This window comes from Streptomyces sp. NPDC060035 (genome assembly GCF_042736635.1).
In the GTDB taxonomy this organism is placed as follows: Bacteria; Actinomycetota; Actinomycetes; order Streptomycetales; family Streptomycetaceae; genus Streptomyces.
Genome location: NZ_JBHWVO010000007.1, coordinates 299,053 through 323,327, shown reverse-complemented (window position 1 = coordinate 323,327; position 24,275 = coordinate 299,053). Strand labels below are relative to the sequence as shown.

Sequence of the window (24,275 nt, the reverse complement as noted above, 5' to 3'; positions counted from 1 at the left end):
GGGAGGGAAGTCTGACGTGAGTGCAGTGAAGAGCAAACGCATGCCGCGCGCTGTGCGTGAGCAGCAGATGATGGATGCCGCGGTGCAGACCTTCGGGCAGCGTGGATACCGGGCTGCTTCGATGGATGAGATCGCGGAGCTGGCCGGTGTCTCCAAGCCATTGGTCTATCTGTATCTGAATTCCAAGGAAGAACTCTTCACCGCGTGTATCCGCCGCGAGGCAAAAGCGCTGGTGGAAGCGGTGCAGGCGGCGGTGGAGCCGGGGCTGCCGGCGGATCGCCAGCTGTGGTCCGGGCTGCGGGCGTTCTTCACGCACACCGCGGACAACCCGGACGGCTGGGCGGTGCTGGACCAGCAGGCACGGTCGCAGGGGGAGCCGTTCGTCAGCGAGGTCGGTGTGCTGCGGGAGGAGATCGTTGCGTTCGTGACGGGTCTGATCGGCGCGGCGGCACGCGAGGCGCACCACGATCCTGCGCTGCCCGACCGCGATGTGGCCGGGCTCGCGCAGGCGCTCGTGGGGGCTGCGGAGGCGCTCGCGGGGTGGGCGAACGAGACTCCGGGTGTCTCGGCCAAGGAGGCGGCGGGCACCCTGATGAACTTCTCCTGGGCGGGCCTGGAGAACCTCATGCACGGCCGCGGCTGGCAGTCCAAGGGCTGACAGGGCTATCGGCCGTCCAGGGTCACGCTGCCGGTGAGGTGGACCCGGCTTCCGCCGCGCACCTCGAAGGCGGAGCCGGCAGCCGCGTACGTCACGGTGGCCGGCAGCAGGACGGGGGCCCTGAAGTCGGCCCGTACGGAACGGATCCGGCCCGATTCGCCGGCTGCGGCCTCGGCCTCGGCGAGGCAGCGGGCGACGGTCCACATGCCGTGCGCGATAGGCCGGGGGAAGCCGAACAGCCGTGCCGTCAGCGGGTGCAGGTGAATGGGGTTCCGGTCGCCCGAGGCGGCGCCGTACCGCCGTCCGAGGTCGCCGGGCAGCTGCCACTCGGCCACGGCGGGAAGACTCTTCGGGGTCGCCGCCGCCCCGGAGGCGGGTGCGGCGGTGGTGCCGGTCGGGTGCCGGGACAGGTAACCGCTGCGCGATTCCCACACCAGCTCGCCCGCCAGCCGGGCCTCCGTCACCATCGTGACCTCGGTGCCTCGCCGATGGGGAGTCAGTTCCGCGGCGTACACGACGAGTTCGAGCCTGTCCGCCGGGTGCAGCACCCGGTGCCGGGTGATCTCGATCCAGGTGTGGACGAGCCCCAGCACCGGCAGGGGGAAGGCACGGCCGGTCATGACGCGCATGGCCAGCGGGAAGCCAAGGACATGCGGGTAGGTGAGTGGCAGCACTCCCGGCTCGGTGAACCCGCAGACCCTGCTGTACGAGGTGAGGGGCCCGGGTGCGCTGCGGGCGGGCGGAAGCGACGCCCGGCCGGTGGGGAGCGCGGCACCGGACCGCCCCGCCCGCTTGAACGGGGAGGTGACGGCCCCGCGTACGAGGGACATGCTCAGGCTGGACATGGCCTCAGGCCCCCAGCAGGCTCTGGCCGCAGACCCGTACGATCTGGCCGTTGACGGCGCTCGACGCGGGCTGGGCGAGCCAGGCGGTGGTCTCGGCGACATCGACCGGAAGCCCGCCCTGGGAGAGGGAGTTCATCCGGCGGCCGGCCTCCCGGATGAAGAGCGGCACGGCGGCGGTCATCTTCGTCTCGATGAAGCCGGGGGCGACCGCGTTGACGGTGACACCGTGGTCGGCGGCGGCGTGCGGGGCCAGGGAACGGACCAGGCCGATGATGCCCGCCTTGCTGGCCGCGTAGTTGGTCTGGCCGTTGTTCCCGGCGATCCCGGCGATGGACGCCGTGGCGACGATCCTGCCGCCGCGGTTGACGGCGCCCGCCTCGAGGAGGGCGTCGGTGGTGCGCAGGACGCTGTCCAGGTTGACCTCGATCACCGAGTCCCAGCGGTCGGCCGGCATGTTGGCGAGCCTTCGGTCCCGGGTGATGCCCGCGTTGTGGACGAGGATGTCGAGCCCCCCGGGTGCGGCTGCGGCGATCCGGTCGGCGGCGTCGGGTGAAGTGATGTCCAGCGGCAGGGCGGTGGCGCCGAGCCGGGCGGCGGTACGGGTCAGCTCGTCCTCGGCCTGCGGGATGTCCAGGCAGATCACCGTGGCGCCGTCCCTGGCCAGGACGGAGGCGACCGAAGCTCCGATGCCGCGGGCCGCGCCGGTGACCAGCGCGGTGCGCCCGGACAGCGGCGCCGCCCAGTCGGCGACCGGGTCGGGGGTGGCGTCGGTGAGCTCGATGACCTGGCCGCTGATGTAGGCGGACCGGGGGGAGAGCAGGAACCGGAGTGTGGATTCCGCCGAGGCGGCGGCGCCCGACGGGATCCGCAGCAGCTGCGCGGTGGCACCCTTGCCGATCTCCTTGCCGAGCGAGCGCACGAACCCTTCGAGCGCCTGCTGGGCCGCCGCCTGGTGGTGGTCGTCCGGTGACGGTGGTGTGCCGAGGACGACGACACGGCCTCCCGCGGTCAGCGACCGTATGACGGGATGGAGCGCGGAGTGCACTGTCCCGAGTCCCGCAACCGTGGTGATTCCGGTGGCATCCAGGACGATTCCCGCCGGGTGGCCGGTCTGCTCGGCGGCCGCCGGGCCGATCGTCGCGAGAATCGCGCGCAGCATGTCCGAGATCGCCGATTCACCCGCTGTGAGGTGCAGCAACGGGCCGTCGAGTGTGGGATTCTCCAGCGTCCAGCGGCGCAGCCGCCGGGGCTGCGGCAGGCCGAGCCTGCGGGTCAGAAAGCGGCCGGGTGCTGTGCCGGTGAGGTGCAGATAGCGGTCGGCCATTGTCCAGACTCCTGCTCGGTCGTAGATTTACTCCGGAGTAAGGTTACTCAAGAGTCAGGAGTTGGTCGAGATGAGTTGGTCGAGTTGATTCCCCTCGCACTTCCGCAGCCGCGCAGGGTTGCGGTCATCGGCGGCAGTCGCATCCCGTTCGCCCGCTCCGACGGTCCGTACGCGCAGGCCTCCAACCAGGAGATGCTCACCGCCGCGCTGGACGGACTGGTCAACCGTTTCGGACTGCGGGGGCAGCAGGTCGGCGAGTTCGTCGCCGGGGCGGTCCTCAAGCACAGCCGGGACTTCAACCTGGCCCGCGAGACCGTCCTGGGCTCCGCCCTCGACCCGCGCACCCCGGCGTACGACATCCAGCAGGCCTGCGGTACGGGTCTGCAGGCCGTCATCGCCGCCGCCAACAAGATCACCCTCGGTGTCGTCGACTCGGCGATCGCGGGCGGCGCGGACACCACGAGCGATGCGCCCCTCGGCGTCAACGACCAGTTGCGCAGGCTGCTGCTCGAAGCTCGCCGCGCCCCATCGACGGGCGCCCGGATCAAGGCTCTGTCGGGCGTACGTCCCCGGCACCTCGTCCCGGACATCCCGCGCAACGAGGAACCCCGCACCGGTCTCTCGATGGGCGAGCACGCCGCGGTCACCGCCCGCAAGTGGGGCGTCGCCCGCGCCGATCAGGACCTGCTGGCGGCCACCAGCCACCAGCGGCTCGCCGCGGCCTACGAGCGCGGCTTCCTGGACGATCTCGTCGTCCCGTACCTCGGTCTGGACCGTGACCAGAATCTGCGCCCCGGCTCCACGGTCGAGAAACTCGCCACACTGAAGCCGGTGTTCGGAGCCGATCACCCCGACGCGACGATGACGGCGGGCAATTCGACCCCGCTCACCGACGGTGCGGCCACCGTGCTGCTGGCGAGCGAGGAGTGGGCGACGGCGCACGGCCTGGAGCCGCTCGCGTATCTGTCGCTCTACGAGACGGCGGCCGTCGACTACGTGAGCGGCGAGGACGGGCTGCTGATGGCGCCCGCGTACGCCGTACCGCGCATGCTGGAGCGTGCCGGGCTCACCTTCGAGGACTTCGACCTCTTCGAGATCCACGAGGCCTTCGCCTCCCAGGTGCTCGCCACCCTGGCCTCCTGGGAGGAGCAGGGGCTGGCCGCGATCGACCGGGACAAGCTCAACGTGGCGGGATCGTCCCTGGCCACGGGGCATCCGTTCGCCGCGACCGGTGCGAGGATCGTCGCGACCCTGGCCGAGCTCCTCGCGGAACGGGATGCTCCGGGACGGGGCCTGATCTCTGTCTGCGCCGCGGGCGGCCAGGGAGTCACAGCCATTCTGGAACGCCCCTGACCCCGCCGGACGGAACCGGGACCCGGATCGGCCGCCGCGCCCCGCACCCACCACCGCACGACCCCGCGCACCCAACAGCCCGCACCGGCACCGGACCCACGGACGGGCCCGGTGCCGCCCCCCCACGCCGAGGAGCCGCTCGTGTCCACGTCAGCCGCTGCCGCCACACCCGCGGCCCCCACCGTGCCCGTTCTGGTCGAGCCCACGAAGGTCAGGGCAGCCGACGGCACGGTACGGGAGGTCTCCGTACCCCTGTTCGCGCCGACCGTACGACGCGGTTCGCTCGCCGAGATCCCCTTCGACAACGCCCGCGAGGCCCCGTCCGAAGCCGTCCTCAGCCGCAAGCAGTCCGACCGCACCTGGCAGGACGTGACAGCTTCCGAGTTCGCCGACGAGGTGCAGGCGGTGGCCAAGGGCCTCATCGCCGAAGGCCTCCAGACCGGTGACCGGGTCGCGATCATGGCCCGCACGACCTACGAATGGACGCTGCTCGACTTCGCGGCCTGGGCCGCCGGGCTCGTCACCGTGCCCGTCTACCCGACCTCCTCCGCCTTCCAGACCCGCTGGATACTCCAGGACTCGGGCGCCGTGGCCTGTGCCGTGGAGACGAAGGAACAGGGCCGGCTGGTCAGCCAGGAGCGGCAGCAGCTCGGCGATCTCGCCCACCTCTGGCAGTTCGACACCGGCGCCATCGGCCGCCTGAAGTCACTGGGCAAGCAGATCCCCGACGCGGAGGTCGCCGCCCGGCGCGCGACCCTGGAGCCGGACAGCCCCGCCACCCTCATCTACACCTCGGGCACCACGGGCCGGCCCAAGGGCTGCGTCCTGACCCACGGCAACTTCTTCGCCGAGGTCGACAACGCGATCGAGCTGCTGCACCCGGTCTTCAAGTCCGTCTCCAAATACCCCGCTTCCACCCTTCTCTTCCTTCCCCTGTCCCACGTCTTCGGCCGGATGGTCGCGGTCGGCTGTCTGCGCGCCCGGGTCCGGCTCGGGCACGCGCCCTCCATCCAGACCGAGGACCTGCTGGCGGACCTGGCGGGCTTCAAGCCCTCGTTCCTGCTGGCGATCCCGTACGTCCTGGAGAAGGTCTTCAACACCGGCCGGGCCACCGCCGAAAAGATGGGCCGTGCCTCGTCCTTCGACCGCGCGGCCCGCATCGCCCAGCGCTACGGCGAGGCGATCGAGGCCGCCGAACACGGCACGGGTCCCGGCCCGGGGCTCGGCCTGCGCGTCGCCCGCGCCCTGTACGACCCGCTGGTCTACCGCCGCATCAGGGCCGCGCTCGGCGGCCATGTCCGGTACGCGATCTGCGGCGGCTCCCCGTTGGGGCACAGGCTCGCCGCGTTCTACGCGGGCGCGGGCATCGAGATCTTCGAGGGCTACGGCCTCACCGAGACCACCGCGGCCGCCACCGTCACCCCGCCCCTCAAGCCCCGCCTGGGCACGGTGGGCTGGCCACTGCCCGGTACCGCCGTACGGATCGCGGACGACGGCGAGGTCCTGCTCAGCGGCGGCCAGGTCTTCCAGGGCTACTGGGACACCGAGCGCAGCGAGGCGGTCCCGTATCTGGAGGAGGACAACTGGTTCCCGACCGGCGACCTCGGCGCACTGGACGAGGACGGCTACCTCACGATCACCGGCCGCAAGAAGGACATCATCATCACGTCCGGCGGCAAGAACGTCATCCCGGCCCCGCTGGAGGACTGGCTGCGCGCCCATCCGCTGGTCGGCCAGTGTCTGGTGGTCGGCGACAACCGCCCGTTCATCAGCGCCCTGATTACCCTGGAGCCGGACGGACTCGCGCACTGGCGCCGGATGCGCAAGAAGGTGGACTTGCCGATGCGCGACCTCGTCAACGACGAGGAGCTGCGTGCGGCGCTGCAGCGCGCGGTCGACGAGGCCAACCGGCTGGTCTCGCGTGCCGAGTCGATCCGTAAGTTCACGGTCCTGCCGGGGGAGTTCACCGAGGAGAGCGGACACCTCACCCCGTCGCTGAAGCTGAAGCGGGACGCGATCACACGGGACTTCGACGCGGAGATCGAGGACCTGTACCGCAAGTAGCCCCCGTACGTGCCGGCCCGGCTCCTGCGCCGGGCCGGCAACAGGAAGACCGCTACTCAGGCAAGGGGACCGCGGATCTGAGTACTCGGGCGGTGCCGGCCGGCCATGGGGCTCCGTAGCGTCCGTCAGATGAAGAACACCGGCGCCGATCTCGATTCTGCCGACCTCGATCCGGAGTACTTCGGCAACCGGCGGTGGCAGGTCGCCGCGGAATGGGCCTGGCCGGCCTTTCTCGCGGCCGGAGTACTGGTCATCGGACTCTTCGTGGGGGTGTTGGGACCGCTGCTCGCCCTGGCCTGCGACTCGTGCCAGGACGGCATCCGAGGCCGGCTGCGCTTCCAGGGCGCGTTCTTCGCCGTCGCGTGGTTCGCCGTACCACTCACCGCATCGGGAACGGCGGTCGGCGTCTTCTTCCCGCGGGGCGGCACACGGGTAGCCGTCATCGGCACGGGCGTACTGGCGGTGCTGCAGCTCGTGATGATGGTCCTCGGCCATTACGCGGCATGAAGGCGCCCCGGTCCGGAGCCGCCCCGTTGCACGGATGCTCCGGGCCGGGCTGGTGTCCCGCACCGGCCCGGACTCCGCAGCGACGGGCTAACTCCCCAGGAACACCGGGTTGGTGAGCGCCGCCAGTGCCCCCGGCAGCCCCGGCACCGACGCCGGATGCCGCACCTCGGCCCGTACATAGGCGGCGTACGAGGGAGTCGTCCGCCACTCGACCGTGCCCGCCCCGGACTCCGGCAGTGCGGCCGTGAACAGGGTGCCCTGGTCCGTGACGAAGTGCGCCGTGCACCCCGGCGCACCGGTGACCTCCAGCCGTACGGTGACGGGGGCGTCCTCGTCGGCCCGCAGCCGCTCGCCGATCCCGGCATGCAGACCGCGCCCGCCCGAGGCGCCGAAGGCGAGCGTGACGGCGGACGACTCGGCGATGTACGAGCGGCCCGCCCGGATGCCCGCGGTGATCGCCCTGCGCGACAGCTCGTCGGCCAGGACGACGGTCTGCGGCAGCCCGACCTTGTCCGGCTCGCGGTGGGCGTCGCTGTTGCCCATGGCCGGGATCCACGGCTTCGACGCGCGGACGGCCGCGACGAGGGAGTTGTCCCACTCGGCGAGCGCGATCTCGTCCTCCGGGGTGTACGGGCCGTTCCACACCTCCACCGCGTCCGCCTCGCCGAAGCCGAACTTCCAGTGGCAGCCGATGCACGTGGCGTGCGGATGCGCGGGCACGACCAGGCCACCGGCCCGCCGCACGGCCTTCGCGTAGTGCCCGAAGCGGTTGTCGCGCGCCCGGTAGCGCCAGTCGACGAACGTGCCCGGGTCGGTGGCGAGCGCCACGACGTGCCCGTTGCGGGTGGTGACCTCCTCGCCCGTCAGGATCAGCAGGTCGTCACCCCACAGCCCCTCCCAGGCGCTGTGCGCGGAGTGGGTGTTGTGCTCGCTGCTGTTGATGAAGTCGAGCCCGGCGGCGCGCGCGGCGGCTGCGATGTCCGCCGGGGTGCGCTTGCCGTCGGAGTGGACGGAGTGCAGATGGCAGTCACCCCGGTACCAGGCCCTGCCGCGCCCCTTCGCGCGCTCGGGCGGGTAGACGGGCTCGGGGGTGGCGCCGGTGGGCCCGAAGTCCAGAGTGACGGTCACTTCGTACGGGAGGCCCTCGGGGGCGACGGTGTACGGGCCCAGGGCGATGTGCCAGGTCCCGGCCCGTACCGGCCCCGGGATGTAGCCGGGTGTCGCCTCGTCGGCCCGGATGAAGAAGCTGCTGCGCGCCCCGCCGGACCAACCGCGGAAGCCGCGCCCGCCCAGCTCGGTACCGCGCTCGTCGAAGATGCCGATGTCGAGGGCGTTGCCCTGGGTGCCGGCCGGTACGGGAGTCTTCACGTACGTGTACGAGACGGCGATCTCCCGTACTCCGCGCGGCACCTCGACGGGCAGATGGACGAAGTCGGGCGATCCGGTGGGCAGGGTGCCGCGCACGGTCCGCACCGCCGTGTTCGGGCCTGCCCCGGTCTCGTCCCCGGGTGCGGGAGTGGGTGCGGCGTCGGCGAAGCTCACAGGGCCCAACGTCAGAGCGGTGGCGGCGGTCCCGACGAGAAGACCGCGCCTGGCTATCGATCCGGTCATGCGAGTGCTCCCCAGGGTGTCGTGAGTGACGAGGGTGATGTACTCGAACTCTCGTATGAGGCCGTGAACTCCGGGGAAACGCAAGAGGGGCCACGGCCGAAGTGGAACCGCACGCCCCCGGGCGTCAGTGGAAGCCCGGCTTTGCGCACCGCACGGCACGCGACCGCATACGTTGGTGCCGTCACGGACGACGACGGAGGAGTCCTCGCATGCGGATCGCCACAACGATCTTCCTCACCGATGAGACGATCACGCCCGTACGGCTCGCACGGGAGCTGGAGCAGCGCGGGTTCGCCGGGCTGTATCTGCCCGAGCACACGCACATCCCGGTGAGCCGGGAGACCCCGTACCCGGCGGGCGGCGAGCTCCCGCCCGAGTACGGCCGCACCCTCGACCCGTTCGTCGCCCTGGGCCAGGCAGCGGCGGTCACGGAGCGCCTGTCCCTCGGCACCGGTATCACCCTGATCGCCCAGCACGACCCGATCGACCTGGCGAAGCAGGCGGCCACGCTCGACCATCTCTCCGGCGGCCGGTTCACGCTCGGCATCGGCATCGGCTGGAATGTGGAGGAGGCCGCGGACCACGGGGTCACCTGGGCGACGCGGCGGGCGCTGGCGAGCGACCGGATGGCGCTGATGCGGGCCCTGTGGGCCAACGAGCCGACCGCGTACGACGGTGAGTTCGGCTCGGTCAGGGCGAGCCACGCGTATCCGAAACCGGTACGGAAGCCGCGCGGACCGGTGAACGGCCCGCGCACCCTGATCGGTGGTGCGGCGGGGCCGAAGCTGTTCGCACAGATCGCCGGGGAGGCGGACGGCTGGCTGCCGATCGGCGGGCGCGGTCTGTCGGAGTCCGTACCGAAGCTGCGCGCGGCCTGGGAGTCGGCGGGCCGCGATCCGAAGCAGCTCCAGGTGGTCCCGTACGCGGTCCTGCCCAGCCCGGGCAAGCTGGCCCACTACGCGGACCTGGGCATCGAGGAGGTCGTCCTGCAGCTGCCGCCGGCGGGCGAGGCGGAGGTGCTGCGCGCGCTGGACGCGTACGCCGAGTACCTCTGACAGCCGAGTGGCCGGGATCGTCCGGTGGCGATCTTCGGATGCAACCGCGAACGCTAAAATTGCATCCTTCACCTCCGGACATCGATGGTGCGGCCCGTGTGCGTGTGTGCTCGGCTGCCGGGGATCAGGAGCACGATGAACAGGCCGTTGCGGCACATAGCCATCTTCTGCGGGCTGCTGATGCTCGCCCTGCTGATCCGGACCAACTGGCTGCAGTTCGCCCAGAGCGAGGAGCTCGCCACCCACGAGCACAACCGCCGGGTCAAGATCACCCAGTTCGCGACCCCGCGCGGCGACATCATCGTGAACGGCAAGGCGATCACGGGCTCGAAGGCGGTTTCGGGGACCGACTTCAAGTTCCAGCGCACCTTCAAGGACGGTGCGATGTACGCCCCCGTCACCGGCTACGCCTCCCAGGCGCAGGGCATGTCCCTGCTGGAGAAGACGTACGACAGCGTGCTCAGCGGCCAGGACGAGCGCTTCGCCTTCTCGAACGCCAAGGGCATCCTCACGGGTGACGAGCGGCGCGGCGGCGACGTGATCACAACCATCGACCCGAAGGCGCAGAAGGCCGCGTACAAGGGCCTCACCGACCTCGACGCGCGGGGCGCGGTCGTCGCTCTCGACCCGGCGACGGGCAAGGTGCTCGCCCTGGTCTCGACCCCCTCGTACGACCCCTCGGTCTTCGCCGGCAACTCCTTCAAGGAGGGCGACACGTTCCAGTCGCTCGTCGACGCCAAGAGCAAGCCCCTGGCCAACCGCCCGCTGCGCGAGACCTTCCCGCCCGGCTCCACGTTCAAGATCCTCACGGCTGCCGCCGCCCTGGAGCACGGCGTCGTCACGGACGTCGACGCGGCGACCGACGCCGCCTCCCCGTACCGGCTGCCGCTCTCCTCGAACAAGATCAGCAGCGAGGCGGGCGACCGGACCTGCAACAAGGCCTCGTTCAAGACGGCCATGCAGTTCTCCTGCAACAACGTCTTCCTCGACGCGGCATCCAAGCTGGGCGACGACAAGATGCGTGAGACGGCGGAGAAGTTCGGCTTCAACTCCGACGTCTACTCCGAGGAGTTCGGCGACATGCTCGCCACGAAGAGCCTCTACCCCGCGGAGCTCGACAAACCGGGCACGGCCCTGACCGGCATGGGCCAGGGCAGCCTGACCAGCACCCCGATGCAGATGGCGATGGTGACCGCCGCCCTCGCCAACGACGGCAAGCTGATGCAGCCGTACATCGTCGAGGAACTGCGCGGCCCGGACCTGTCGACCCTGGAGACGCACGAGCCGAAGCTCAAGAGCCAGGCGGTCTCCGAGGGCACGGCGAAGAAGGTCCAGGAAATGATGGAGTTCACCGCCAGCGAGGGCAGCGCGAAGCGCGCGCTGATCGACGGTGTGACGGTGGGCGGCAAGACCGGTACGGCGCAGCGCGGTGACGACGTGACCAAGGAAGTGCCGTACGGCTGGTTCGTCTCGTACGGCAAGAAGCCCGACGGTCAGTCGGTGGCGGTCGCGGTCTTCATCGACCCGACGGCGATGGACATCTCCCGCGAGGACATCTCGGGCGGCGGCCTGGGCGGCCCGATCGCGCGGGACGTCATGAAGGCGGTCCTCGGCGCGTAGGCCGGCACCCCGAGGTACGTCAGCCGGCGGGCCGGTCCGGCAACGCGGTGGGCGGGGCGGGGGCCGTGGCGGGCGGGTCCGGCAGCGTGGCGGGCGGGGCGGGGGCCAGGGAGTCGCCCGGGGGCGTGGCGTCGGCGGTCCCGGCGCCGCCTCCGGCCGCCCGCAGCGTCAGGGCGGTCAGGAGACCGGCCACCAGGCCCCAGGTCAGGGCGGCAGGGACGCCGCCGCCGAGGCCGCCGGTCAGCTGCAGCAGACCCCAGCGCATGCCCGAGTCCGCCCCGGTCAGTCCCATCTGCAGCAGTTGTCTCGCCAGCAGCCCGATGACGGTCGCACAGACCGCGCCGGCCGCCATCGCCGGAACAGTGGCCGGGGTGAGCAGTACGGGCAGTTTCCGCAGCGCCCACCACACCACGGCGAGCAGCAGCCCGTCCGCGACGCGGTACAGGAGCCAGTCGCCGAGCGGCGCACCCGCCGGGCCCGACCAGCCGCCGAGCAACAACCACTGGCGCAGGAAGTCGCCCGGTTCGGAGAGCAGCCGGCCGGACAGGGAGACCGTCTGGATGGCTGCGGCGACCGGCTGGTAGGAGAGGACGAGCAGGGACAGGGCGACCACGGCGGTACCGACGGTGGCGGCCAGGCGGGCGGCGCGCGCCGGAACCTGCCCGAGCGGCAGCGGACCGGCGCCCTTGGTGGTGATCCGCGCCGCCAGCACGGTCCCCGTCGCAGCGACGAGCGCGGCAAGCACGGTGATCTGCTGCCCGGAAGAGCTCGCTGACGCCAACTGGGGCAGGAAGCGGTAACTGCCGTGCCCCCGCGAGGCGATCGACCACGGCGCGGAGAGGACCGCGGCCAGCATCCCGGCGACCAGGCCCCAGGCCCATACCGCGAGCAACGCGGCCGTCACCCGGCCGCGTACCGGCGGCAGTCTGCGGACGAGGAGCAGCGCCCCGGGCATGAAGACGGCGAAGACGGCGCTGAACCGGATCTGCATGGAGGTCGCGTACAGCGAGAGATAGCGGCTGCCGTCGGTGCCGGCCGCGTCCCCGATCCCACCGGACACCCCGGCGCCGAAGCGGACCGAGTCCGGAGGGTCGTACGACCAGGGAGTGAGCCAGTACTGGAGCTCAGCGGCTGCCCGGCCGCCGAGCACCTCACTGGTACCCGCCAGGTGCAACGCGTTCACGCTCGCCCCCGCCCACCACAGAAGCGCCGTGAGCAGCAGCCCTCCGGCCAGTGCCGGTATCGCTGCGCGCCGGTATGTCATGTACTGCCCCCGCCTTGATCTCACACCCCGTCAATCCTCTGGCGGGTTGGAGGTTACGGGGTGGTGATCACGCGTGGATCACGGCCGGGCGCTTGTCTGTACGGGTGCTCGTTCCGAACGGACCTGCGGTGGGATCGGCCGGCCCGGGAGGGGCAGGCGCTCCCGGGCGTGAGGGGCCAGGCGTTCGCACGGCGGCTGGATTCGGGTGACCATCCCTCGCTGTCCCGGGCCGCCGCGCACGTCGAGGACGCTTCTTCGGCGAGCGCCTCGACCACGGGCTGTCCCGCATCCTCGGGGCGTGAGGCGGCCGCCCGGTTCGGCTTCCGTTCACCGGACCGATCGGAGGCCGGTGCCGATGCCGGGCGCGGCACCGGACGGTGCCGCGTTCACGATCGCCGGCAGGTCCGTCAGCGCGTTGATGCACCAGTCCGCCGTCTCCGTCACGTCCGGGTGGTCCGCCCACCAGTGCCCGTACGCGCCCCGGCGGATGTGTGCCGCCCGCAGGCCCGAGGACTTGGCCGGGAACAGGTCGTTGGCCGGGTGGTCGCCCACGTACAAGGTGGCGTGCGGGGCCGCGTCCGAGACCTCCAGCACGCGCTCGAAGAACTCGCGGTCCGGTTTGGCCACACCCCATTCCTCCGACGTGACGATCATGTCCGCGGGAAGGTCCAGGGCCCGCAGCAGTTCCCCGGCCCGGACGGTCTGGTTCCCGGCGATCACCACCCGCAGGCCCAGGGCGCGCAGTTCCGCCAGGGCGGGGCGGACGTCGGGGTAGAGGTCCGACTCGTCCAGGTGCTCGCCGCGGCCGGCTGCCGCACGGGCGTGGTACGCCTCGGTGACGTCCATGTCGGGGCGCAGGATGCGCAGCGCGTCCGAGCAGTCGCGGCCCTGCACGACGGCGGCGCCCACGAGCGCGCTGACGGTGTGCGGCGGGACCCCGAGCCAGTTGGCCCAGGAGGCCCAGTGGCGGTCGTCGCGGACGAGGGTTTCGCCGATGTCGAAGACGATCGTTTCCATCACCGGACCGACCCTACGGGGCAAGTGGGACATAACGGCCAAGGCGCCAGGAGTGGCCGGACGGTAGCTGCGGACAGAGGCCCTGATCCGGTGGGGGTGCGTCGCTCGTATGCTCGGTTCATGACCGATCCTCAGCTCGGACGCCCGACCACCAACGCCATGCGGCGCGCCCTCCGCCGGGCTCGCGACGGAGTCGCCCTCGATGTGGCCGAGGCCGCCGTACTGCTCCAGGCCCGCGGGGACGATCTGACGGATCTGACCGCGTCAGCTGCCCGGGTCCGCGACGCGGGGCTCGACGCTGCGGGACGCCCGGGAGTGATCACGTACTCCCGCAAGGTTTTCATCCCGTTGACCCGGCTCTGCCGTGACACCTGCCACTACTGCACCTTCGTCACCGTGCCCGGGAAGCTCAAGCGCGACGGCCACGGGATGTTCCTGTCGCCGGACGAGGTCCTCGACATCGCCCGTAAGGGTGCCGAAATGGGCTGCAAGGAAGCGCTGTTCACGCTCGGCGACCGGCCGGAGGACCGCTGGCCCGAGGCGCGGGAGTGGCTGGAGGCCGAGGGGTACGACGACACCCTGGCGTACGTACGCGCCATGGCGATCCGGGTGCTGGAGGAGACGGGGCTGCTGCCGCACCTCAACCCCGGGGTGCTGACCTGGACCGATCTGCAGCGGCTCAAGCCCGTCGCGCCGTCCATGGGCATGATGCTGGAGACGACGGCGACCCGGCTGTGGTCGGACAAGGGCGGCCCGCACTACGGGTCCCCGGACAAGGAGCCGGCCGTCCGGCTGCGGGTGCTGGAAGATGCCGGACGGTCCAACGTCCCGTTCACCACCGGCATCCTGATCGGCATCGGCGAGTCGTACGAGGAGCGGGCCGACTCCCTGTTCGAGCTGCGCAAGACGGCCCGCGCCTACCACGGCATCCAGGAAGTCATCGTCCAGAACTTCCGCGCGAAGCCGGACACCGCGATGCGCGGGATGCCGGACGCGGAGCTGGAGGAGCTGGCCGCCGCGATCGCCGTGGCCCGCCACATCCTGGGCCCCTCGGCGCGCATCCAGGCCCCGCCGAACCTCGTCGACGCCGAGTACGCCCTGCTGATCGGCGCGGGCATCGACGACTGGGGCGGCGTGTCACCGCTCACGCCCGACCATGTGAACCCCGAGCGGCCCTGGCCGCACATCGACGAACTCGCCGCCCGTACCGCCGAGTCCGGATTTCGATTGCGTGAACGTCTCACCATCTATCCGGAGTTCATCCAGCGCGGCGAGCCCTGGCTCGACCCCCGCCTCGTCCCGCACGTGCGGGCGCTCGCGGACCCCGAGACCGGCCTCGCCAAGGAGGGCGTGATTCCCGTCGGGCTGCCCTGGCAGGAGCCGGACGAGGGGTTCAACGCCTCCGGCCGCACCGATCTGCACCGCACCATCGACACCGAGGGCCGCACCGGCGACCGGCGCAACGACTTCGACGAGGTGTACGGGGACTGGGAGGCGCTCCGCGAGGCCGCGGCCCCCGGCATGGTCCCGTCCCGCATCGACGCCGACGTACGCCAGGCGCTGAGCCGGGCCGCCGACGACCCGACGAAGCTCACCGACGACCAGGCGCTCGCCCTGCTGCACGCGGACGGGCCGGCGCTGGACGAGCTGTGCCGGATCGCCGACACCCTGCGCCGGGACGTGGTCGGTGACGACGTCACCTACATCGTCACCAGGAACATCAACTTCACCAATGTCTGCTACACCGGCTGCCGGTTCTGCGCCTTCGCCCAGCGGCGTACGGACGCCGACGCCTACACCCTCTCCCTGGACCAGGTGGCCGACCGTGCCGCACAGGCCTGGGACGTCGGTGCGGTCGAGGTCTGCATGCAGGGCGGGATCCACCCGGACCTGCCGGGCACCGCGTACTTCGACATCGCGCGGGCCGTGCGGGAACGCGTTCCCGGCATGCACGTCCACGCGTTCTCGCCGATGGAGGTCGTCAACGGCGCGACCCGTACGGGCATGTCCATCCGCGACTGGCTGATCGCGGCCAAGGAGGCCGGACTCGGCTCGATCCCCGGCACCGCCGCCGAGATCCTCGACGACGAGGTCCGCTGGATCCTCACCAAGGGCAAGCTGCCGACCGCCACATGGCTGGAGGTCATCAGGACCGCGCACGAAGTCGGGCTGCGGTCCTCCTCGACCATGATGTACGGGCACGTCGACCAGCCCCGGCACTGGCTCGGCCACCTCAGGACGCTGGCCCGCCTCCAGCAGGAGACAGGCGGCTTCACCGAGTTCGTGACGCTGCCCTTCATCCACACCAACGCCCCGGTCTACCTGGCCGGAATCGCCCGCCCCGGTCCCACCGACCGCGACAACCGGGCCGTCACGGCGATGGCCCGACTGCTCCTGCACCCGCACATCACCAACATCCAGACCAGCTGGGTGAAGCTCGGCACGGAGGGTGCGGCCGAGATGCTGCGCTCGGGGGCCAACGACCTCGGCGGAACGCTGATGGAGGAGACCATCTCCCGGATGGCGGGCTCCAGTTACGGCTCGTACCGGTCCATCCAGGACCTGGTCGCCATCGCCGATCTCGCGGGGCGGCCGGCGAAGCCGCGTACGACGCTGTACGGCGAGGTGCCCGAGGAGCGCATCACGGCCGCGGCGGCCTCGGACGGGCACCTGCCGGAGCTCCTGCCGGTGCTGCCGAGCTGAGGCGACCGCCCGGAGCCGGCCTCGGCTCGCCGGCCCCCGTGCGGTCGCCTGCGGGAACGCCCCCTTCACTGTCGGGCTTGCCGGGCCCGCTCCAGGTAGCTGACCAGGTCACGGATGCGGTCCGCGGGCTGCGGCAGGCTCCTGCCGATCTCCTCGCTGTTCTCCCGCCACATCGTCCGCGCCGCGGCCTTGGTCCGCTCGCCGGCGGCGCCTTCGGCGTGGAACCGGTTTCCCAGGGCGTCCCAGCGGCCGGCCAGGACCTGCACGCGCGGGTCGTCGACGGGGGTGTCTTCCTGTACGTGTCGCAGGAGCTGTCCGACGAGACCGGCCCATACCTTCTTGGCCTCCTCGATGGCCTCGGAGCCGAGTTCGGCCCGGCGCCGGGCCAGTTGCTCCTGCTCTTCCGTGGTGAACGCGGCCTCGTACACAGAGATCATCTCCAGGGTCGTCATGAACTGGTCCGGACCGGGCATCGACGCGGTGTCGAGCTGCCCCAGCAGCCCGCGGATCCGGTGCGTGAGCTGCTGGACCCGGGCGGCGTGTCGCTCCAGCCCGTCGAGCTGGGCTGCCAGCAGGCCGCGCATGGCGGCCAGGTCGTCCGCGGAGTCCTCGAGGACATCCGCGATCTCCTCGAGGGACAAGGCCGAGGGAGCGCAGGGCCCGCACCCGGTACAGCCGTCGCACATCGCGCTCCGTGTAGCGGCGGTGCCCCGACGCGGTGCGCTCGCTCGCGCTCAGCAGACCGATCCCGTCGTAGTGGTGCAGTGCGCGTACGGTCATCCCGCTCGTCCGTGCCACCTCGCCGATGCTCCACCGACGCCCTGCGCCGTGATTCCCGATCATGGTCGCCACGCCAGAACCTCCCGTCGCGGCAGGTTCAACCCCGTGGACTCATCGGGCCGGGCCGGGGACTGCGGTGCGGGCCGCGCGGCAGGGGAGACGCACGTCACATACAGGCGTGTCACATCCCGCCGGGCCGCATCCGTCACAGAGGTGCAGGCATCAGCAACGGCATAGGAGTACACGATGAATGCTCGCTTGAACCTCTTCGGCAGCCCGGACGTGGCCACCTTCCTGAGGCACATCAACTCGGCGGGGAAGGTGGTCACGGACTCGTCGCTGCCGGCCGTGACGCAGGAACTGGTGAAGATCCGCGCCAGTCAGATAAACGGCTGCGGGTTCTGTACCGACATGCACACCAAGGACGCCGTGCACGCGGGGGAGACGTCGACGCGCCTCCACCTGGTCGCGGTCTGGCGGGAGGCCACGGTGTTCACCGACGCCGAGCGCGCTGCCCTGGAGCTGACGGAGCAGGGCACCCGCATCGCCGACGCGGCCGGTGGCGTCACGGACGAGGCCTGGGCGAACGCCGCCAAGTACTACGACGAGGAACAGCTCACCGCTCTGGTGTCCCTCGTCGCCCTCATCAACGCCTACAACCGCATGAACGTCATGGTCCAGCAGCCCGCCGGCGACTACCAGCCCGGCCAGTTCGGATAACCCGGGCAGCAGGGCGTCCCCGGCCGGGACCGCCGGTACTGTCCCGGCCGGAGACGGCTGCGGGGGAGGGCGCCCTGCTCGTACCGGTGGACCGTTCTGGAAAACCGTGAGGAATGGCGTACAAAAAGGCTCTCGAGACCGCACTCCGTACATACCGTTCCAGCTCTGAACCAGCTCTTCCCGTTCGATTACAGTGCTTGCGCAGTCGCACGCCGGTGAACGGATGGAAGGGGCACGGTGAGCACAGGGACCACAGCTGTCTGGGGCCGTGCAGAGCAGCAGGACTTCCGCAGCCGGGTGCGCGGGGCCCTCCTCGGCGGTGCCATCGGCGACGCGCTCGGGGCGGGCGTCGCCGGGCTCACCCTGGAGCAGATCCGGGCGGGCCACGGCGTCGACGGCGTCGTGGACTTCATTCCCGCGCACGGCAGGCGCGGTGCCGTCACCGCCGTCACACAGCTCACCCTCTTCACCGTCGACGGGCTGATACGCGCCCAGGTCCGCCGTGACACGGGCGCCTGGCACCCGCCCACCGATGTGCACCGCGCCCATCTGCGCTGGGCGGCCACACAGAGCGCCTGGGGGCCCGACGAACGCCGCAAGGACAACGGCTGGCTGGCCCGGGAGGAGTGGCTGTACACGCGCCGTGCGCCCACCCGGGAGTGCCTCGTCGGATTCGGCGACACCACCATGGGCACGCTCGCCGTTCCCAAGAACCCCTCGGCCCGGGACTCTGCTGCGCTGACCCGCTCCGCACCGTTCGGACTGCTCGTCGGGTGGGAGTCGCAGCTCGTCCTCCAGCTGGCCGTCGAGTGCGCGGCCCAGACCCACGGTCACGCCACCGCCCAGCTGGCCGCCGGAGCCCTCGCCGTCCTGGTGCACGGGCTGGCGCGCGGCGAGACCCTGGACGGTTCGGTCCAGCACGCCCTCGCGCTGCTCGCCGGCCGCCCGGGCAACGAGCAGGTCACCGAAGCACTGCGACAGGCCCTCGGCTCCGTACGGCAGGGCATTCCCGGGCCGGCCCTCATCGAGGCGCTCGGCGACACGGACTCCGCGGAGGAGGTCCTCGCCGTGGCCCTGTACTGCGCGCTGGTCGGCGAGGACGTGCGGCACGGGCTGCGCCTCGCCGTGAACCACTCGGGGCCGTCCGCGGCCACCGGGGCCGTCTGCGGGGCCCTCCTCGGGGCGCTGCACGGCGAGACGGCGCTGCCGCCGGCCTGGCTGGCCGAACTCGAGGGGCGCCCGACCGTCCTCGAACTCGCCGACGACTTCGCGATGGAGATGACCCAGGGGCCCGCCCTGCACAGCCCGACGGCTGTGGCTCCCGGCTGGCTGACCCGCTACCCGCGGGACTGAGGGAAGCGGGAAGAGGGCACAGACAGCAGTGGGCGGACGCCGCCGCGCCCGCCCACCGTTCGTGTGTCCCTGTCGGAACGACGGTCAGTCCTTCACACCCTCCGGGACCGCCGTGCCGTCCGGGCCGGTCTTCTGCGCCGGAACTGCGGCTGCGCCGGCCTCGCCGTCCGGGCCCCCGCCATCTGTGTTGATCATCTCGATGATCGCGTCGCGCTCAGGAGTGTCCTCGGGCTTGATGAACCCGATGGCGATGTAGAGCACCAGCGAGATCGCCAGTGGCAGCGCCACCTGGTACTGCAGGGCGACGTCGGTCTTCACCGAGCCGTCGAAGTTGTAGTTCGTGAGGTAGAACGCGAGCAGGCCGGCTGCCCAGCTCGTGAGCGCCGCCGTCGGCCCCGACCTGCGGAACCTGCGCAGCAGGCCCAGCATGAACGGAATGGCGATCGGGCCCATCAGACCGGCCACCCACTTGATGACGACCGAGATGATGTCCTTGAACGTCGGCGAGTTGATCTGCGTCGCCAGTGCCATCGACAGGCCGAGGAAGGCGAGCGTGGACAGCCGCGCGGCCAGCAGACCGCTGCGGTTGCTCCAGGTGCGGGCCGCCTTGGAGAAGACCGGTGCGATGTCCCGGGTGAAGACCGCCGAGATCGCGTTGGCGTCGGAGGAGCACATGGCCATCGTGTGCGAGAAGAAGCCGACGACGACCAGGCCGAGCAGACCGTGGGGCAGCAGCTGCTCGGTCATCAGGGCGTAACTGTCCGAGGCGTCGGGCTTCTTCGCCTCGACGAGCAGAGGGGCGACCCACATCGGGAAGAAGAGCACCGTCGGCCAGACCAGCCACAGAATCGCGGAGAGGCGGGCCGAACGTGTCGCGGAGCGTGCGGAGTCCGTGGCCATGTAGCGCTGGGCCTGGTTCCACATGCCGCCGTTGTACTCGAAGGTCTTGATGAAGAGGTACGCGAGCAGGAACGTCACCGTGTACGGGCCGGCCGTCGGGTCCGTGTGGCCCTCGGGCAGCTTGTCCCAGACCGTCCACAGCGAGCTGAAGCCGCCCAGCTTGCTCATGGCGATGAACAGCATGGCCAGACCGGCGAAGAGCTGGATGATGAACTGTCCGAGCTCCGTGAGCGCATCGGCCCACAGCCCGCCGACCGTGCAGTAGACGGCCGTGATGGCGCCGGTGATGAAGATGCCCTGGGTCAGGGAGATACCCGTGAAGACGGAGAGCAGTGTGGCGATGGCCGCCCACTTGGCGCCGACGTCCACGATCTTCAGCAGCAGACCGGACCAGGCCAGGGCCTGCTGGGTCTGGATGTTGTAGCGGGTCTTGAGGTATTCGAGCGGCGATGCGACGTGCAGCCGCGAGCGCAGCCGGTTGAGCCGCGGTGCGAAGAGCTTGGCGCCGATGCCGATGCCGATGGCGATCGGCAGCGACCAGGTCACGAAGGACGTGACACCGTACTGATACGCGATACCGGCGTAGCCGGTGAACATCACCGCGCTGTAGCCCGACATATGGTGCGAGATGCCCGACAGCCACCACGGCATCTTGCCGCCGGCGGTGAAGAAGTCGCTGACATTGTCCACGCGCTTGTGCGACCAGAGTCCGATCGCGACCATCACACCGAAGTATCCGATGAGCACGGCCCAGTCGAGACTGTTCATGTGCCCCCTCCAGGGGTCCGCCTTGTGAACGGGAACGCACTTCGTCAGTACGGCCGTTCAGCGGGGCCCCGTGCGGGAACGGGGACTTTGGGGATTGAACCGCCTGTTCGGGTCCTCGGTCAAGGTTTTTCGTGATCAGGGATGTGAACACGGATCAGTAAGGCGAACGATTTTACTCGTTCTTGACCTTGCGGGGCGTTGTAGTGAACGTGACAGCGGCCACACGATGAGCGGGCACTTCGTCAGGCTGTGCAGAGACAGAACCCAAGCAGGAGCGCTGAGAACGCAGAACGACCGCACGGGATGCGGGTCCCGTGCGGCCGGAGAAGGAGGAGAGCTGAAGAACCGGGGTCTGAAGCACTGAAGGTCCTGGTTACCGGAGGACTTGAGTGCTGACGTGCTGTACGTCGATCGACCGCAGCCGAACGCGCGAGCGGGCCGGGACGCGAGAGCGGGCCGAGCCCCCTCGGCCAGGACGGCGGACCAGTCGAGAGGGCTCCTGTCAGTGGTGCGCGGCGACCGGCGCAGGCGTCGGTACCGGCGCCGGTCAGGCGCCGACGGCGCCCTCCGCCACATCGCGCACGAAAGCGTTCCACGCGCCGGGCACGAAGGTGAGCGAAGGACCCTCGGGGGCCTTCGAGTCGCGTACGGCAATGGCTTGCGTGACGGGGGACTTGACCTCGACGCATGCTCCGTTGCCGCCGGAGTACGACGACTTTGTCCACATGTCCGTAGCACCCTGAAGAATAGCCATGTTCACTCCGGTTCAGAGAGTTGTGTGAGGGACGCCAACTTCGTTCCTGTTGGCGTGATCGACGCTACTCGCCAACATCGCTGAGTGGCGCGGCCGTTCACTCGACCGGATGGCATATTCCATGTGGGTCTTCCAGGGGGAGGTGGTGACGGTGTATTGTCCCGCCGCCACCTCGCTTACATCCCTGCATGCCTCGCAAATCAGACTTTGCGGCGGTGTCTGATTTCGACGGGTGCCCAGTGGGCGCCCGACGGTTGTTCAGCGGGTGTAGCCCTTGGCGATGTCACTGATGAATTGGCGGGTCTGCTCCACATTCAGTGCCTGGGCCCGCAAATGTTCGTACATGACGCTGTATCGCTGTACGTCATTCGCTTTCTCCAGATACAGATCGCTGGTGACGCCTTCGATGTACACCACGCTGGAGTCCGCGGCGTCCGGGAATTCCAGAATGGCGTACTGCCCGTTGATGCCCGGGTGTGCACCCATCTCGAACGGAAGCACCTGCACGGTCACATGCGGGAGTTGGGACTGTTCGATAAGGTGCTCGAGCTGCTCGATCATCGCCTGCTTGCCGCCGACCAGCCGGCGCAGCGCGGACTCGTCGATCACCGCCCACAGCCGCAGGGGGTGTTCGGGAGCATTGATGCGGTCCTGGCGGCGGGCCCGGACGTTGACCCGCTTCTCGATGTCGGACTGCGGCGCCTCGGGGAGCGCGCCGGTGATCAGCGCCTCCGCGTACTGCCTGGTCTGCAGCAGGCCGGGGACGACCTGGGGCTCGTACACCCGGAGCGATTCGGCGTCCGTTTCCAGACCGATGTAGACGCTGTACGGGATGTCGCCGAAAGCGTGCCACCAGCCCTGCTGGCGGGAGTCCTTGGCCATCTGCATGAGAGAGTCGACGATCCGGTGGTCCTCGACCTCGTACACGCCGCAGAGGTCCCGGACGTCGCGCTGGCTGATCGAACGGCGGCCGTTCTCCAGGCGGCTGATCTTCGACTGGGAGACCAGCAGCCGCTCCGCCACCTCCTCGGCCGTCATGCCCTTGATCTCGCGAAGGCGGCGCAATTCCTGGCCCAACCGGCGTCGCCTGACGGTGGGATTGACGTTGGTCGGCACGGAAACGGCACCTCCGGCTATGCAGCTCTTGTAGCTGTGCGTATCTACTGCTCAGCAGATTGCCACCCCTGGCCGTGGGCGCGCTGGGAAACGGCCACACACAAGCGCGCGGGGCAGCCGGTGGATCCGGCTGCCCCGCGCGTGGTGCGGCTCCCGAACCGGGTCTGTGGGGACGTCGGTGCGGCGGTATTCGGTTCTCCGCGCGATGCTCTGCGCGGTCAGTGCACGGAGGTGTGCGCCATGCTGCCGCGATGTGCTTGCGGCTGCAACGGCACGCCTGCCGCTTGCTGATTACGGCGCGGCTGTACGGCCACGCCGTTCTGGACGTCCATCACGGCATGCGCCACGAGGCCGCCCATGGGGTCGTGTCTGATCAGGTCCCGGAGCCGGGAGCGCGAAGAGCGCCCCTCGTTCCCGGGGTACAGGTGCTTGCCGAGTCCGACCGCATGGGCCAGCGCGGCGAGCGCCGCGGTCCGCGGGTCCGGCGGTACGCCGGTGCGGATCGCACTGTCCAGCCGGTTTTTGATGTCCCGGCTGATTGCCGTGTCCGTCGCCTGGTAGCGAGTCGTCGGCAGTACTCCGCACATCTGGCCCGCCACGGCATGCACCATGCCGCACCGCTCCAGATGAGCGAGGTAGATCTGACGAAGCCCCAGTCGGGGTCCGCCGATCCAGTGGACGGCCCGGACCGGGCTGCCGCGACGGCGCAGCAGCTCCAGTGCGGAGTCCAGAGTCGGATCTCCTGTCGGCCGTGGCATCACCACGGCGATACGATCCCCGTCAGGGGCTATCCGTCCTGCCAGAGCCAGCTCTACTAGCTGTGCCCCGGCCAGGCCGAGGTCGAGCGACTGCGGCTGCGCTGTGGTACCCGTGGTCGGGTCCAGAGCGAGCAACAGAAGCTCTTCCGGAATTGTTCTGCGGCTCCTGCCCATCCATGCCTCCCCGCGTGGATGAATGACAGGGTGACCCCTCTCACATTGGTCTGTCGAGGGTGCCTGGGTGCTTTGTGAGGGAACCGTTAGGTATGTCGTTCTCGTCTAGCGGCCCAGTCAAGGGTTCACACAGGACACTGGTAGATGGTTCGGACAGTGCGGGCATGTCCCCGCGGCGCATGGAGGAGGCATCGGTGGCGGGCGAGTCCCCCGACAATTCGGAGCAGCGGAAGTCGTCGGGGACGACTGAGGGACGCGATCCGCGTCTCGCCGTGTTCCGCGAACCGGTCGCCGCGGCGGGCACCGGGAGCACCACGGGCACCGCGACGGACACCGCGACGGCGGTCTTCCGCTCGCCGCTCTCCGCGGATGCTGCCGACGATCCGGCGGAGGCGTCTGCGGACGGCTCTGTGGACGCGCCTGTGGATGCGTCTGTGGACGCGTCCCCGGATGCTTCAGCGTCTGCCGGGAGCGAGGCGGACACCGCCGGCACCGACTCCGGGGCCGCGGAGGACTCAACGGGCTCCGTGGAGGGCGTGAAGGCCCCTGTGGAGGGCTCGGAGCCCCGCGAGGCGGCCGAGGAGGCTGCTGCGGCGGACGAGGCGGCTGTGCCCCCCGAGACGGACGAGACGGGTGCCCCCGAAGCCGAGCCCACGGCCGAGGCTGCCGCCGAGGTGGGGTCTGCAGGGTCTGCACGCGGCGAGGGGGCCGACGCCGGGACCGACGCTGAGCACGGCTCCGAGACTGAGTCCGGCCCCGGGACCGACGCTGAGCACGGCTCCGAGACTGAGGCCGGCCCCGGGAGCGACGCTGAGCACGGCTCCGAGACTGAGGCCGAGGCCGAGCCCGAGGCCGAGCCCGAGGCCGAGCCCGAGGCCGAGCCCGAGGCCGAGCCCGAGGCCGAGCCCGAGGCCGAGCCCGAGGCCGAGGT

Annotated in this window: 19 protein-coding genes and 2 pseudogenes; 10 read left to right on the top strand and 11 right to left on the bottom strand. The window is 70.5% G+C overall.

Annotated elements, in window-relative coordinates:
- Positions 1 to 40 precede the first annotated feature (40 nt).
- Positions 41 to 658, top strand: a complete 618-nt coding sequence (locus tag ACFWBQ_RS14515) for a TetR/AcrR family transcriptional regulator (RefSeq protein WP_385487783.1) — start codon at positions 41 to 43, stop codon at positions 656 to 658.
- 5 nt (positions 659 to 663) lie between these two features.
- On the opposite strand, the gene ACFWBQ_RS14510 is transcribed toward ACFWBQ_RS14515, so the two are convergent.
- Together ACFWBQ_RS14510 and ACFWBQ_RS14505 are read right to left on the bottom strand one after the other, a co-directional pair.
- The gene (locus ACFWBQ_RS14510) at positions 664 to 1,503 is read right to left on the bottom strand and encodes a MaoC/PaaZ C-terminal domain-containing protein (RefSeq protein WP_385487696.1); all 840 of its coding nucleotides are present in this window, start codon (positions 1,501 to 1,503) and stop codon (positions 664 to 666) included.
- 4 nt (positions 1,504 to 1,507) lie between these two features.
- Positions 1,508 to 2,827 carry a 3-oxoacyl-ACP reductase gene (locus ACFWBQ_RS14505; protein ID WP_385487694.1) on the bottom strand — a complete coding sequence of 440 codons (1,320 nt, stop codon included), beginning with the start codon at positions 2,825 to 2,827 and terminating at the stop codon, positions 1,508 to 1,510.
- A 75-nt stretch (positions 2,828 to 2,902) separates the two neighbouring features.
- On the opposite strand from ACFWBQ_RS14505, the gene ACFWBQ_RS14500 reads away from it, so the two are divergent.
- From ACFWBQ_RS14500 to ACFWBQ_RS14490, 3 genes are all read left to right on the top strand, one after another.
- Positions 2,903 to 4,180 carry an acetyl-CoA C-acetyltransferase gene (locus ACFWBQ_RS14500; protein WP_385487692.1) on the top strand — a complete coding sequence of 426 codons (1,278 nt, stop codon included), beginning with the start codon at positions 2,903 to 2,905 and terminating at the stop codon, positions 4,178 to 4,180.
- Between the two features lie 141 nt (positions 4,181 to 4,321).
- Positions 4,322 to 6,244, top strand: coding sequence for an AMP-dependent synthetase/ligase (locus ACFWBQ_RS14495; RefSeq protein WP_385487690.1), 1,923 nt, complete (start codon positions 4,322 to 4,324; stop codon positions 6,242 to 6,244).
- A 129-nt stretch (positions 6,245 to 6,373) separates the two neighbouring features.
- Positions 6,374 to 6,751 carry a hypothetical protein gene (locus ACFWBQ_RS14490; protein WP_385487688.1) on the top strand — a complete coding sequence of 126 codons (378 nt, stop codon included), beginning with the start codon at positions 6,374 to 6,376 and terminating at the stop codon, positions 6,749 to 6,751.
- Positions 6,752 to 6,838: 87 nt separating this feature from the next.
- Here ACFWBQ_RS14490 and ACFWBQ_RS14485 read toward each other — a convergent pair whose 3' ends face one another.
- Positions 6,839 to 8,362: a CehA/McbA family metallohydrolase gene (locus tag ACFWBQ_RS14485; RefSeq protein ID WP_385487686.1), complete on the bottom strand. Its 1,524-nt coding sequence runs from the start codon at positions 8,360 to 8,362 to the stop codon at positions 6,839 to 6,841.
- Between the two features lie 209 nt (positions 8,363 to 8,571).
- On the opposite strand from ACFWBQ_RS14485, the gene ACFWBQ_RS14480 reads away from it, so the two are divergent.
- Together ACFWBQ_RS14480 and ACFWBQ_RS14475 are read left to right on the top strand one after the other, a co-directional pair.
- Complete coding sequence (locus ACFWBQ_RS14480) at positions 8,572 to 9,417, top strand: LLM class F420-dependent oxidoreductase (RefSeq protein WP_385487684.1); 846 nt, start codon at positions 8,572 to 8,574, stop codon at positions 9,415 to 9,417.
- A 135-nt stretch (positions 9,418 to 9,552) separates the two neighbouring features.
- Positions 9,553 to 11,037 carry a peptidoglycan D,D-transpeptidase FtsI family protein gene (locus tag ACFWBQ_RS14475; RefSeq protein ID WP_385487682.1) on the top strand — a complete coding sequence of 495 codons (1,485 nt, stop codon included), beginning with the start codon at positions 9,553 to 9,555 and terminating at the stop codon, positions 11,035 to 11,037.
- A gap of 19 nt (positions 11,038 to 11,056) precedes the next feature.
- Here ACFWBQ_RS14475 and ACFWBQ_RS14470 read toward each other — a convergent pair whose 3' ends face one another.
- Positions 11,057 to 12,301 carry a hypothetical protein gene (locus ACFWBQ_RS14470; RefSeq protein WP_385487680.1) on the bottom strand — a complete coding sequence of 415 codons (1,245 nt, stop codon included), beginning with the start codon at positions 12,299 to 12,301 and terminating at the stop codon, positions 11,057 to 11,059.
- 327 nt (positions 12,302 to 12,628) lie between these two features.
- A complete protein-coding gene (locus ACFWBQ_RS14465) occupies positions 12,629 to 13,318 on the bottom strand; it encodes an HAD family hydrolase (RefSeq protein ID WP_385487781.1) in 690 nt (229 codons plus the stop codon).
- A gap of 120 nt (positions 13,319 to 13,438) precedes the next feature.
- Here ACFWBQ_RS14465 and ACFWBQ_RS14460 point away from each other — a divergent pair, with 120 nt between their 5' ends.
- The gene (locus ACFWBQ_RS14460) at positions 13,439 to 16,021 is read left to right on the top strand and encodes a bifunctional FO biosynthesis protein CofGH (protein WP_385487678.1); all 2,583 of its coding nucleotides are present in this window, start codon (positions 13,439 to 13,441) and stop codon (positions 16,019 to 16,021) included.
- A gap of 65 nt (positions 16,022 to 16,086) precedes the next feature.
- On the opposite strand, the gene ACFWBQ_RS14455 is transcribed toward ACFWBQ_RS14460, so the two are convergent.
- The gene (locus ACFWBQ_RS14455; RefSeq protein ID WP_385487676.1) at positions 16,087 to 16,662 is read right to left on the bottom strand and encodes a TipAS antibiotic-recognition domain-containing protein; all 576 of its coding nucleotides are present in this window, start codon (positions 16,660 to 16,662) and stop codon (positions 16,087 to 16,089) included.
- 58 nt (positions 16,663 to 16,720) lie between these two features.
- Positions 16,721 to 16,801: pseudogene (locus ACFWBQ_RS14450) on the bottom strand (MerR family DNA-binding transcriptional regulator); the annotation flags it as partial.
- Positions 16,802 to 17,047: 246 nt separating this feature from the next.
- On the opposite strand from ACFWBQ_RS14450, the gene ACFWBQ_RS14445 reads away from it, so the two are divergent.
- Both ACFWBQ_RS14445 and ACFWBQ_RS14440 read left to right on the top strand, forming a co-directional pair.
- Complete coding sequence (locus ACFWBQ_RS14445) at positions 17,048 to 17,521, top strand: carboxymuconolactone decarboxylase family protein (RefSeq protein WP_385487674.1); 474 nt, start codon at positions 17,048 to 17,050, stop codon at positions 17,519 to 17,521.
- A 237-nt stretch (positions 17,522 to 17,758) separates the two neighbouring features.
- Positions 17,759 to 18,874, top strand: coding sequence for an ADP-ribosylglycohydrolase family protein (locus ACFWBQ_RS14440; RefSeq protein ID WP_385487672.1), 1,116 nt, complete (start codon positions 17,759 to 17,761; stop codon positions 18,872 to 18,874).
- An 84-nt stretch (positions 18,875 to 18,958) separates the two neighbouring features.
- Here ACFWBQ_RS14440 and ACFWBQ_RS14435 read toward each other — a convergent pair whose 3' ends face one another.
- The 4 genes from ACFWBQ_RS14435 to ACFWBQ_RS14420 all read right to left on the bottom strand — a co-directional run bounded on the left by ACFWBQ_RS14435 (position 18,959) and on the right by ACFWBQ_RS14420 (position 23,344).
- On the bottom strand, positions 18,959 to 20,542 hold the full coding sequence (locus tag ACFWBQ_RS14435; RefSeq protein ID WP_385487670.1) for a sodium:solute symporter family protein: 1,584 nt from the start codon (positions 20,540 to 20,542) through the stop codon (positions 18,959 to 18,961).
- Positions 20,543 to 21,089: 547 nt separating this feature from the next.
- A complete protein-coding gene (locus ACFWBQ_RS14430) occupies positions 21,090 to 21,296 on the bottom strand; it encodes a DUF397 domain-containing protein (RefSeq protein ID WP_385487668.1) in 207 nt (68 codons plus the stop codon).
- 258 nt (positions 21,297 to 21,554) lie between these two features.
- Positions 21,555 to 22,412, bottom strand: a complete 858-nt coding sequence (locus ACFWBQ_RS14425; protein WP_385487666.1) for a helix-turn-helix domain-containing protein — start codon at positions 22,410 to 22,412, stop codon at positions 21,555 to 21,557.
- A gap of 218 nt (positions 22,413 to 22,630) precedes the next feature.
- Positions 22,631 to 23,344, bottom strand: coding sequence for a GPP34 family phosphoprotein (locus tag ACFWBQ_RS14420; RefSeq protein WP_385487664.1), 714 nt, complete (start codon positions 23,342 to 23,344; stop codon positions 22,631 to 22,633).
- A gap of 164 nt (positions 23,345 to 23,508) precedes the next feature.
- On the opposite strand from ACFWBQ_RS14420, the pseudogene ACFWBQ_RS14415 reads away from it, so the two are divergent.
- A pseudogene (locus ACFWBQ_RS14415) lies at positions 23,509 to 24,275 on the top strand (D-alanyl-D-alanine carboxypeptidase); the annotation flags it as partial.